Here is an 11,928-nt window from a genome sequence, read left to right on the forward strand (position 1 = left end):
TCGTGCTGTATTTCGGGGCGAAAGCCCATTTTTTTAGATATAAGAACAGTATAAGCTTCAAAGACGCGGCTTCTTTATATCGGAAGAAAAATTTCGGCTAAATGCGGTCGGGCTTCCTTGAAAATGTACGTCGATAGACGTTTTTCTTATTGGCTTGTTTTATGTGGCTTTTCTTTTAACGAGATGTAGAACCGACTTGACATCACAAAATAACATGTTATTATTTAACCGACAGGCAGTCGGTCGGTTTTAAGGGGGTATACAAATGAGAGTTGTAAAAAAAGCGGAGGAACGGAGAAACGAAATCCTTGACGCGGCGGATGAGCTTTTCGGTCAGAAGGGTTTTGACGGCACAAGTACAAACGATATTCTCGAAAAGGTCGGAATTGCGCGGGGAACATTGTATCATCACTTCAAGTCGAAAGAGGATATTATGGACGCGCTGATCGATCGGTATAATGTCCGTCTTTTGGATGGGGCACGGGAAATTGCCGCAGACAAGAGCATCCCCGTAGTCGAGCGCATTATCCGCGTTGTGATGGCACTGAACCTAAGCGGCGGAAGCAGCAAGGAAATTATGGAGCATATTCACAAGCCGCAGAACGCGCTTATGCATCAAAAAATACAAAAGGTCATCATCAATGGCGTTCCGCCGATCCTGACGGAAATCATCCGCGAGGGCATTGAACAGGGACTGTTCAGCACGCCGTTCCCGTATGAATGCATGGAAATGGTTGTGATCTATGCGAATACGGTTTTTGACGATGATATGGTTCCAATGACGAACGAGGAGCGCGTTTCACGCATGCTGGCCTTTGTTTGCAACGTCGAAAGGCTGCTCGGCGCAGAAAGCGGGAGTCTTATGGACGTTATGCAGATGTTTGGCGGAGGAGAGGAAAGCAGCCATGAATAAATCGGGGAAATCCTTCAAGAAATTTCTGCTGCTGTGGTCGGGACAACTTGTCTCAACCATAGGAAACGGGCTTACGTCGTTCGGGCTTGGGATTTATGTTTTCCAGCAGACGGGAAAGGCATCGGCCATGGCACTTGTAACCTTGCTTGCGTTTATGCCTTCGCTTCTCTTAAGCGCCTTTGCTGGAGTGCTTGCGGACCGCTATGATCGCAGGCTTTTAATGGTGTTAGGCGACAGTCTTTCCGCGATAGGACTTGTATACATCCTCATTTGTATGCTTCAGGGAGAAGCACAGCTATGGCAGATTTGCGTGGGGGTTACCATAAGTTCGGTGTTTTCATCGCTGCTCGATCCTGCGTATAAAGCTACGGTTACGGATTTGCTTACCGAGGAGCAGTACACGAAGGCAAGCGGTCTTGTCCAGGTAGCGGGCTCGGCAAAATTTCTGATTTCCCCAATAGTTGCGGGATTTCTGCTAACCGTTTCGGACATAAAGCTGTTGCTTGTCATCGACATTTGCACTTTTTTTGTCACCGTTGCTACAACGCTTGCTGTACGCAGCGGCCTTGCTACCAAGACATGCGAACAGACCCAATCGTTCATCCGCGAATTCAAAGAAGGTTGGAGCGCCGTATCTGGAAACAGAGGCGTGCTTGTTCTTGTGGTCATGACATCGGTGTTGACATTTTATCTTGGAGTTGTTGAAACACTATCCATACCGATGTTACTTGCTTTTACGGACAGCTCCGCAGTAGGAACGATTGAAACCATTATCGCTTCGGGAATGCTCGTATCCAGTGTGATCATAGGATTTCTTCCCATCAAAAAAGGTTATGTGAAAATTCTTTCGATATCGCTGTTTTGTATCGGAATATTTATGGCGGTGTTCGGATTGCGCGAAAATATCGTATTGATTTGCATTTCGGGATTTCTGTTTTTTTCAATGCTCCCGTTTACGAACACGAGCCTGGACTTTCTTGTTCGCACCAACATAGATAATTCGGTTCAGGGCAGAGCGTGGGCGCTTATCGGAATCATTTCTCAGCTTGGATTTGTTGCCGCCTATGCGTTTTCGGGTGTGCTGGCGGATTATGTGTTCACTCCTTTATTAGTTGACGGCGGGGTGCTTGCTGACAGCGTGGGAAAAATCATCGGCACGGGCAGCGGCAGAGGAACGGGATTTCTTATTATCATCGCTGGGATGCTGTTATGTGCGACTTCCGTAATTCTGTACAACTTGAAATCGGTTAAAGAGCTTGAAAACAGAGGTGGCTTATGTACTGGAGGATAATCCGCAACGATATCTTAAAAAGCAAAGCAATTACGCTGACGACAACGATGTTTGTGGCTGCCGCGGCCATGCTCGTTTCGCTTGCGGCGATACTCGTCGTCAATCTTTCGGGTGCGCTGGATACGCTGATGACGCAAGCGAAAACGCCGCATTTTATGCAGATGCATTCGGGTGAACTTGATACTGGACGGCTTAAGGCTTTTGCGGAGCAAAATCATAACGTCGATGAATTTCAGGTGCTTGAATTTCTTAACATGGACGGCTCGCAAATTCGTTTTGGCAATCGTTCGCTTGCGAAAAGCGTTCAGGACAATGGGTTTAGCATACAGAGCGAGAAGTTCGATTATCTCCTTGATCTGGACGGAAACGTCATACACGTCTCCGAGGGTCAGCTTTATGTTCCGATAAGTTATATGAAGGACAACACCGCAAAGGTCGGTGACAAGGCCGTAATCAGCGGCAAGGCATTTACCGTTGCGGGTTTTCTCCGCGATTCGCAGATGAATTCCGCCCTAGCCTCTTCCAAAAGATTTCTGATCAGTAAATCTGATTTCGAGGATCTAAAAAATCTTGGAAGCATAGAGTATCTGATTGAGTTTAGATTAAAGGACTTGTCGAAGCTCGGCGAATTCGAAACGGCTTATGCTTCCGCGGGATTTGAAGCGAACGGACCAACCATTACATATCCGCTTTTCAAAACGATGAACGCTCTTTCCGACGGGATGATGATTGGGGTTATCCTTCTTGTGAGCCTGCTTGTCGTTGCCATCGCATTGATGTGCATACGCTTTACGCTCCTTGCGAAAATCGACGACGATTACCGCGAAATTGGCGTTATGAAAGCAATCGGGCTGCGGATCTCCGACATCAAGAAGATTTATCTTGCGAAGTACGCGGCGATTGCGGCAGCAGGCTGCATACTCGGTTTTGCGCTTTCGTTTATGTTCAAAGGTTTGCTTCTTGGAAATATCCGGCTCTATATGGGTGAAAGCGAAAATGCTTCTTTTGCCTTGTTGTTCGGAATCATCGGCATACTGCTTGTGTTCCTTGCAATCATTGCCTATGTAAACGGAGTGTTGAGACGCTTTCGGAACATATCTGCCGCCGAAGCCATCCGCTTTGGCATTTCACAGGAAAAAACCGTGGGTGCAAAGCGTATTAACCTGAGCGGAAACAAGCTGTTGAACACGAATGTTTTTCTCGGTGTCAAAGATGTTCTCGCACGGAAAAGACTTTACGCCACCATGCTTGCCGTGCTTGTGATTTCCGCATTCATCATGATTGTTCCGCAGAACCTGCACAACACGATTTCCTCGGAAAACTTCATCAAATATATGGGGATCGGTAACAGCGATATACGCATAGACATTCAGCAGACCGACCATATTTCTGAAAAAGCCGCTGAAATTATAAAAGCGATGAACAGCGACAGTGCCATTTCAAAGCATGCCGTGCTTACAACCAAAACATTTCAAGCAAAAACGGAGGACGGCTCGGAGGAAAGGTTAAAAATTGAGCTCGGCGACCATTCCATATTTCCTGTAGAATATGCCGAGGGCAGAGCACCCGCCGCAGAAAACGAAATTGCGCTTTCGGCGATGAACGCCGATGAACTGGGCAAAAAGGTCGGCGAGATCATTACGCTGGTGATGGAAGGGAAGGAAAAAAAGCTCACGGTAAGCGGCATTTATTCCGACATTACCAACGGAGGTAAAACCGCAAAGGCTGTTTTTACCGACCATTCGGCGAACATTATGTGGTACGTCATCTGTGCGGAGCTTTCCGATCGATCTCTTCTCGACAGTAAGGTTTCGGAATATGCGGACAGGTTTGATTATGCAAAGGTTTCGGACATCGATGAATATATGGCACAGACATACGGCTCGACCATAAGCTCCGTCGGAAAGGCCTCCAAGTCGGCAATTGCGTCGCGCTGATGATAACGGTATTGGTTACGCTGTTGTTCATGAAAATGCTTGTCGCCAAAGACAGATATTCCATTGCCGTCATGAAAGCGTTCGGCTTTACAAATTCGGATATGAAGGCGCAGTATGTTTCGCGTTCGGTATTCGTGCTGATTGTCGGAATCGTTCTCGGCACGCTTCTGGCTAACACGCTCGGAGAGAAGCTTGCGAGCGCGGTGATCTCCTCTTTTGGAGCGTCGACGTTTCATTTTGCGGTCAATCCGGTTTCTGCATATCTGCTTAGTCCGCTGATGTTGATAGGCTCGGTACTTATCGCAACGATCATCGGCACATCGGGCGCGGGACGAATCAAAATTTCCGAAAATTTAAAGGAGTAACATATGAAAAAGATGATTATCGGTGATCACATCATAAAATCTTTCGGCGAGGGCGATGAAAAGCGCAATGTTCTCGACGGAGTGTCCGCTTACGTAAACGAGGGCGAGTTCGTTGCGGTGATGGGCCCATCGGGCTCGGGGAAATCAACGCTGATGTTTGCGCTGAGCGGGACGGATTACGTGAATGGCGGAAAAGTCGTTGTTGACGGCAGGGATTTATCGGAGATGGGGGAGAATGAGCTTTCCGATCTACGCAGAACAAAGATGGGATTTGTTTTCCAACAGCCGACGATGCTGAAAAATCTGAATATCCTCGACAACATCATTCTTCCGTCCATGCGGGACAACCGAAAAAACGCCGCAAAAATGACGGAAAAAGCAAGGGCGCTTATGAAAAGGGTGGGCATTGCGGAGCTTGAAAAGCGCGACATAACCCAGGTTTCGGGAGGTCAGCTTCAGCGTGCGGGAATATGCCGCGCGCTTATGAACAGCCCGAGAATTATTTTTGGCGACGAGCCTACGGGTGCGCTCAACTCCCAATCCGCGCAGGGGATTATGGACTTATTTTCCGAAATCAACGCGGAGGGTACGGCGGTCATGCTGGTAACTCACGACGCCAAGGTTGCGGCGCGGACGGAGCGCATTATGTTTATGCGCGACGGAACCATCATAAGCGATTTGGAACTTCCGAAGTTTGACGGGACGGATATGGATGGCAGGGTCGAGAAAGTCACGGCGAAAATGAGAGAAATCGGAATTTGATTTGTTGTTTAACAGTCACGATGGGGATCATGCCTGAAAGGTCACTCGGATATCGGTACGAAAGCCAGCCATAAGAGGCTGGCTTTTTTGCGTGTTGAATCAGTGAAATAAATGAAGGGCATGCTCAAGCGGGTTGGAATTGGGGCTCGTTCTATTTGACAGGAAATCAAGAACCATTTGGTTGAATTCATGCGGCTCCTCGATAAATGGAAGGTGACCGCAACCCTGCATGACGAATTTAGACGATGGCCTTATTTTGGCCAGGGGTCCAACTCCCCTCACCTCTACCATGTAAATCCACAACCGCATGAGGTTGTGGATTTTACTTATCCGGTACTTGCAGCATTAAAATAAGATCAACAAGCTTGTTATAGACAATCACCATATTATTACATTTTTTAAATGGGTAAAAAGATCTATGTTTTGTCGAATAAAGTCAACCGATAAAGCTAAATAATGTCTTTTTTCATAATAAAGGAGTGGGGCTAATAATGAAGATTTCTACCTGGCTCAAAACGATGAGTGGAGTTTTTATTTTTCTGACGGTCCTGAACGGAATTAGTATTTATAACCTGCAAAAGAGCGTAGCGCAGGAACGCGTCGCTGTAAAAAGGCAAGCAGAATTCAAGCAATTAGGTATCGATTTAGCCAACTCCTCGAACTATTTGACTAACGAAGCAAGAGCTTTCGTGCAGTTCGGAGATAAAGTCCACTCTGACAACTATTGGAAAGAAGTAAACGAGACCAAAACGAGAGATCATGTAGTGGAGAGATTAACTGAATTGGGTGCGCCTAAAGAAGAGCTGGATCTTATTTCACAGTCAAAACAAAAATCGGATGTTCTTGTCAAAACAGAAAGTGAGGCAATGAAAGCTGTGGAAGGCAAAGATTTTGCCAAAGCCCGGAAACTCATGTTTGACAACAATTACGATGCGAACAAAAAGACCATCATGGAGCCGCTACAGCAATTTGAACAAAAGATGAATACTAGAGCGGAAAATGAAGCAAACGTTGCAAAGCAAAAAGCAAGCTTGATGCTTTCGGTAACTGTTCTTTTGCTTATAATTACATTTGCGGCATTACTTGCAATACTTATTATTATTTTTGTTAAGTTAAAACCGCTTAAGTTAGTCAATGAAAAAATCGCCGAAATTGCGCAGAGCGGGGGTGATCTTACCGGAAGACTGGATTATTCCGGCAAAGATGAAATTGGAGAAATCTCGAAATCCTTAAATGCTATGTTGGAGACTCTGCAATCCATTATTAAAGATGTCCGTGATACCTCCCGCAGTGTATTGAATTCATCAAGTAAACTGGTTGAAAATACGAAAGAAACCGCAAATGCGACAGAGGAAATTACCAGACAGGGAACCGGTATTGAGCGAGGGGCGACAACATCCGTGCAAAGCACACTTGATGCTTCTCATGCCATCAATGAAATGTCTGCAGGCGTGCAGCGCGTCGCCGAATCCGCGGAGGATCTTGCGAATACCGCAACGGAGACGGAGAAAGAGGCAGCAAGCGGCGTGAACTTTATACAGCAAGTTAGCAAGCAGATGGCCCAAATTAGCGATTCTGTAAGTTCTACGGTAGAAATCGTATCTAATTTGAAAGAACGCTCTTCTCATATCGAGAAAATTGTTAGCTCAATCACGGAAATATCGAGTCAAACGAATTTGCTTGCGTTAAATGCTTCAATTGAAGCGGCAAGAGCAGGCGAACATGGAAGAGGCTTTTCGGTAGTGGCCAGCGAAATCCGAAAGCTGGCAGAGCACGCCTCTACTTCAACCGGACAAATATTCGGATTGTTGCAGGATATTGTGAAAGACTCTAAGGAAACCGAACGTGCGATGCAGCAAGTGACGGGAGAAGTGTTGACGGGCCAAAAGAAGATGGAAGAAGCCATCGAATCATTTGAAAACATTTTGAAATCCACTCAGAAAGTAGCTTTGCAAGTTCACGAGGTTTCTGCTATCAGCGAACAAATGGCGGCAGGTTCAGAAGAAATTGCCGCATCCGTTTCCGAAATGGCAGCTGTAGCTGAAAAATCGCTTACAGGAGTTAAAGCTGTGAACGATATGACTGCCAAGCAACACTCCTTAGTTCAGGAGGTTGCTTCACTTACTGACTTGCTTAGCAAAGATTCTCGAAGCTTGGAAGCTCTCGTTATGAAGTTTAAAGTGTAATCTTCAATCTACCCATATATGGGTCATCCGCGCGATGCGGAAACATCCGTGGCTAATGGCGTTATGTGTTTTAATTACGACACGGGAAACAGCGATGAGTATACATAAAGATACCCCGGAGCTATACGGACTCCGGGGTGTTTGGTTAGATAAATAGCTAAGAATTGAAGATTGTGAAGGGTGCAGCTTCTAATGAGTCACCTGATGCCGCTGGAACACGCGCCGGGTCGCCCAGACAAGAACTCCAGTGACGGCGGCGACGCAGATTACCGCAGCCACGGGATAGAGGACGGGGACGTGGAATATATTGACCGTTTCGAATCCAGTAAATAATCGGGTAACCCGGATGAATTGGCTGTAACTGAAAGTGGCCAGCCACTCGGTAATGGCAATTCGAATGTTGAACACATCATATAGGACGTAAGGGGCGCCAAGGATACAACCCGCAATGAATAGCGTCAAGAACGATGATTTACTTAAGGAAGACACGAACATGACCGCAAGCGCGAATGCAATGCACCCGATGATATGCACTCCGAGCTGAATGACGTAGTACTGTCCGACCGTCCATGAATATGGCGAGCTCTGGAACGAGTAAGAGTCCAAATATCTGCTTATGCTATAGAGCGGAGTGCCGGCTCCATCCAGATTACCGAACAGCAGCGCAGTCACACCGAGATTGAACAGTTGGAAGGCAGCGGTGCATATGAACGCATAAATAATAGCGGCCAAGCATTTGGCGGAGATGAGCCGTCCCTTCCCATATCGGCCGCTTAAAAGAAGGCTGTCCATTCTGGTTGCATATTCCTCGGAGTACAGCGGAGCCAGACCGATGAGAATCATCACGCCCATGAAGGCAACGCCGAACTGATCTATGATATAAACTATATTCGCCCAAGGCTTGTTGTAATAGACTTGTCCCGAAGGAGGCTCCTTTTGCGTCAGGAGCTGTTCGTGCAGAGCATGCTGCTTGTATTCGTAACTTCCGGGAGCGCTAAGTCTAACCTTGTCCCGAATCTCCGCAAGCTGCTTCGTATATTTCTCTTGTAACATGGGCGCACCCCAAATATCATTCAGCAAGCCGCGCTCAACGATCGGCCATGCTCTTCTGTCCTCATGTTCTTCGAATATTTTTAGTACCTCCGCAATATCTTGTTCCGTTATGACCCGTTCATATGGTTTATATTGTTGGGATCCGTCTTCATAATAATCAATATCGTTCACGATAAAAAGGCCATAAACGAGCAGCAGGAGCAGACTGACGACAAACACGCTTTTGCGCGAAAAAATTTTGATTAATTCATACTTCAACAATTGTCTCATGCTTCGAGCTCCTCGTTAAAATAGTGCAAATATAAATCTTCAAGTCCCGGAGATTCCGGCATAGCCGAGGAGAACGGCTGCTCTGCCGCCAGAATCCGCACTTCAATGCCGTCCGGCTGGCGGAGGATGTTGCCGATTTTGAAGCGCTGCTTCAACTGAAGCAGTTGGCTCTCATCGATCTTCGCCTTCCAGACGCCGCCGCTAAGTTTTCCCAGCAGCAAAGCAAGGCTGTCCTGCTTCAGCAGCCGGCCTTCCTTCATGAGCAGCACTTCTTTGGCGGCATATTCGACATCCGACACGATATGGGTCGACAAGATGACGATGCGGTCTCCCGACAGCTCGGACAAAATATTGCGGAAGCGAATCCGTTCCTTAGGATCAAGCCCGGCCGTAGGCTCGTCCAGAATCAGCACCTTCGGGTCATTCAGCAGTGCCTGAGCGATGCCGAGCCGCTGCCGCATTCCGCCGGAGAAGGACTTGATCTTCCGCTTCGCCTGATCGGCCAATCCGACCAACTGCAGCATCTCATCGACCTTGCCGACGGCATAACCTCGATCCAACCCTTTCAACGAAGCGATATACATCAGAAATTGCCGGGCCGTAAACCCTTTGTAGAATCCGTATTGCTGGGGCAAATAGCCTAACATGTCGCGATAGGCTTCTCCCAACTTGCTAATGTCTTGATTGTTTAAGCGAATGCTCCCGGAGGTCGGACGCAGGATATCGGCAAGCATGCGAAGCAGTGTTGACTTGCCCGCTCCATTGGGGCCCAGCAATCCGTATACGCCGGGGCTCAGTTCTGCCGTGAAATGCCGCACCGCTTGCTTGTCCTTGTAGTGCTTCGATATATTTTCAATGGTCAGCTCCATAATTCAGACTCCCCTCTATGATAAATGAATGGCGCCGGACAAGCTGCATGCCCTCCCGAATGAGGATCAGGAGTGCCCCGACATTGATGATGACGGTGATGCCGATGTTGATTTCCATCAAGTACGGCATGACATTCGGCACGATCATGCCCAGCGATATCCAGACGACGGTCAGAACCATGATGGCAGATGTGCCGCGGATGCGCATGGCGATCCATAGGGAAATGGAGGCGACGATGATGAACGGCGTGAACCAGCTCCATGTCAGACTCCAGAACGAAAAGCCGTCCCATACTAAATAAAGCAGGCCCGACAAGCATGTATTCCATACCAGGCTGTGGAGCAAAATGAACAGCAGCCGCGACAGCATAATCTCTTGAACGGAGATTTTGCAGGCCAGCTCGATTTCGAGCACTCCCTGCTCTCGTCCCTTGAATACTTCCAGCAATCCAATCATAAACGGAAGCGGTGCTAAAAGGATGACTGCGGTGTGGGGAGAGTGAGCAGCGTTTAACGTAAACCACAGTCCTGCTCCGAACAGAATCAGGCAGCCGAGCCAGTACAAGCGGCTGAACATGGCGATGTCTGCTCCCGCCCGGCGCATCAAATCTCCCCATCGCCGCTTCGCAGGCGGTACTGCTGCGGGCTTTACCGGGACATGTCTTCTTAATGCTTCAATTGTCTGATCTACCCCCTTATCGGGAGGGAGTTCCACCCCATATGGCATGAGCAGGCTGCGGATAGCTTCGTAATCGGCGTCATGCGGCTGTTCTGTTGGCTTATCCTTGCTTCTTGTAATCATTACCTTCACCTCCGGCAAGCAGTATTTGCTTGAGCTTGGATATTCCCGCTTTGATACGGTATTTGATTGTCGACACGCTCGTGTCCGTCATCTCCGCAATCTCTCTGATTTTCAGATCATGATAGAAGTTCAGTATAATCGCGTCCCGCTGCTCCTCCGGCAAGGTGAGTACGGCCTGCTTTGCTTGCTCCTGCTGATAGCGGCAATGGAACAGATCCCATACATTGCTGTTTTCATCCGGCATGTCCACTTCCAATTCCGTATGCGCCTGCCGGTGCCGGTACTGCTTGCTGCGGTAATAGTCATAACAGTGATTGACCGCGATTTTCAACAGCCAATGGCGGAACCTCCCCTTGTCACGGTAGTTGCCGAGCGATTGCATCATCTTGATAAATACTTCCTGGGTCAGATCGTAAGCGGTATGCTGGTTCCCGATCTTTCGATACAGATAGGCGTAGACGTCCGAATAATGGCGCTTTACAAGCACTTCCATGGCAGCTTGACTCCCGTCCCGAATCTCTTCAATTAGCTCCTCATCGGTAAGAACAGTACTCACCCCCTCTCTATATGTAACGAAAAAAGCCGAAAAAAAGGCAAAGGATTTACGATTTTCGGACAGGGGTTTGACTCCCCACGCCTTTGTACTAATGGAGCTTGAGTATAATGGAACGACGAATAGTGGATTTGTAGACGCCTACACCAAAAAGCCAGCTGCAAGAGGCTGGTTTTTTTGCGTGAATGAAGGGGATGGAATTTTTTTAGATGGGTAGATAAATGATGGGAAGGGATGCTCGGAAGATTGAAAGTATTGGGGACTAACTTAGAGGTTGTGAACCCTGTAAGGATTGCTAAGACGCCAATGCTTCTTTCGTAATTTTTTCAATATCGATAGGAGATTTTGAACCTTCACTCACGATATCGGGCAAAATATGCCGCAAAAAATATTCAACGCAATGAAGATTGATTTTTTTGATTTTTATTAGAGCATTTCGATACATCCCGATAAATTCTTTTTCTGTGTTGCCTCGTTGAAGCTCGGCAAAGGCCTCGTAGATCTGATCGAGTTTATCAGCGACTTCCAAAATTTTGCCCTCTACGGAATCGTCTTTGCCTTCGCGTAGTTGTCTGCGAAATATGTCCTTAAATTCCTCTGGAATATGTTCGTCAATGAAATGAGCGACCATTCCTTCTTCTACTTTTTGCAGCATGGCCCGAAGCTCCAGTGAATAGTGTTTCACGGGTGTTTTAATATCCCCGATAAAAATTTCGCCGTAATCATGACTGCTTGTAATCTCGTACAGCTTTTTCCAGTCTACGATGACCCCGTTGCTTTCTTCAATATCCGCCAGCGTCTTAGCATATTGAACGACCTTCCAAGAATGGGCCGATACGCTATGCTCTTGAAACTTGAATTTACCCGGGCAGCGGATAATTCGTTCTAAATCGGTTAGGGATTGAAAATACGTATGAATGCCCATAT

At 47.4% G+C, this 11,928-nt stretch carries 9 protein-coding genes and 1 pseudogene; 5 read left to right on the forward strand and 5 right to left on the reverse strand.

Annotation, left to right across the window (positions count from 1 at the left end; all coding sequences use genetic code 11):
• Positions 1 to 265 precede the first annotated feature (265 nt).
• The 5 genes and pseudogenes from XI25_RS30560 to XI25_RS30580 all read left to right on the forward strand — a co-directional run bounded on the left by XI25_RS30560 (position 266) and on the right by XI25_RS30580 (position 7,454).
• Entirely contained in the window at positions 266 to 913 is a 648-nt protein-coding gene (locus tag XI25_RS30560) for a TetR/AcrR family transcriptional regulator (RefSeq protein WP_046681600.1), read from the forward strand.
• Entirely contained in the window at positions 906 to 2,204 is a 1,299-nt protein-coding gene (locus XI25_RS30565; RefSeq protein ID WP_046681601.1) for an MFS transporter, read from the forward strand. The genes XI25_RS30560 and XI25_RS30565 overlap by 8 nt, the downstream gene beginning before the upstream one ends.
• Positions 2,189 to 4,506, forward strand: a pseudogene (locus XI25_RS30570) (FtsX-like permease family protein). The gene XI25_RS30565 and the pseudogene XI25_RS30570 overlap by 16 nt, the downstream one beginning before the upstream one ends.
• Positions 4,507 to 4,509: 3 nt before the next feature.
• Positions 4,510 to 5,268, forward strand: coding sequence for an ABC transporter ATP-binding protein (locus tag XI25_RS30575; RefSeq protein ID WP_046681602.1), 759 nt, complete (start codon positions 4,510 to 4,512; stop codon positions 5,266 to 5,268).
• Between the two features lie 491 nt (positions 5,269 to 5,759).
• A complete protein-coding gene (locus tag XI25_RS30580; protein ID WP_046681603.1) occupies positions 5,760 to 7,454 on the forward strand; it encodes a methyl-accepting chemotaxis protein in 1,695 nt (564 codons plus the stop codon).
• Positions 7,455 to 7,643: 189 nt separating this feature from the next.
• Here the strand turns inward: XI25_RS30580 and XI25_RS30585 are convergent, their stop codons facing one another.
• From XI25_RS30585 to XI25_RS30605, 5 genes are all read right to left on the reverse strand, one after another.
• A complete protein-coding gene (locus XI25_RS30585) occupies positions 7,644 to 8,777 on the reverse strand; it encodes an ABC transporter permease (RefSeq protein WP_046681604.1) in 1,134 nt (377 codons plus the stop codon).
• Positions 8,774 to 9,646 carry an ABC transporter ATP-binding protein gene (locus XI25_RS30590; RefSeq protein ID WP_046681605.1) on the reverse strand — a complete coding sequence of 291 codons (873 nt, stop codon included), beginning with the start codon at positions 9,644 to 9,646 and terminating at the stop codon, positions 8,774 to 8,776. Before XI25_RS30590 ends, XI25_RS30585 begins: the two co-directional genes overlap by 4 nt.
• On the reverse strand, positions 9,630 to 10,448 hold the full coding sequence (locus XI25_RS30595) for a hypothetical protein (RefSeq protein WP_046681606.1): 819 nt from the start codon (positions 10,446 to 10,448) through the stop codon (positions 9,630 to 9,632). Before XI25_RS30595 ends, XI25_RS30590 begins: the two co-directional genes overlap by 17 nt.
• Positions 10,426 to 11,004: an RNA polymerase sigma factor gene (locus tag XI25_RS30600; protein ID WP_235440522.1), complete on the reverse strand. Its 579-nt coding sequence runs from the start codon at positions 11,002 to 11,004 to the stop codon at positions 10,426 to 10,428. The genes XI25_RS30595 and XI25_RS30600 overlap by 23 nt, the downstream gene beginning before the upstream one ends.
• Positions 11,005 to 11,296: 292 nt before the next feature.
• On the reverse strand, positions 11,297 to 11,926 hold the full coding sequence (locus tag XI25_RS30605; protein ID WP_046681608.1) for a YfbR-like 5'-deoxynucleotidase: 630 nt from the start codon (positions 11,924 to 11,926) through the stop codon (positions 11,297 to 11,299).
• Positions 11,927 to 11,928 lie beyond the last annotated feature (2 nt).

Source organism: Paenibacillus sp. DMB20 (assembly GCF_000987955.1).
Classification (GTDB): Bacteria; Bacillota; Bacilli; order Paenibacillales; family Paenibacillaceae; genus Paenibacillus_AQ.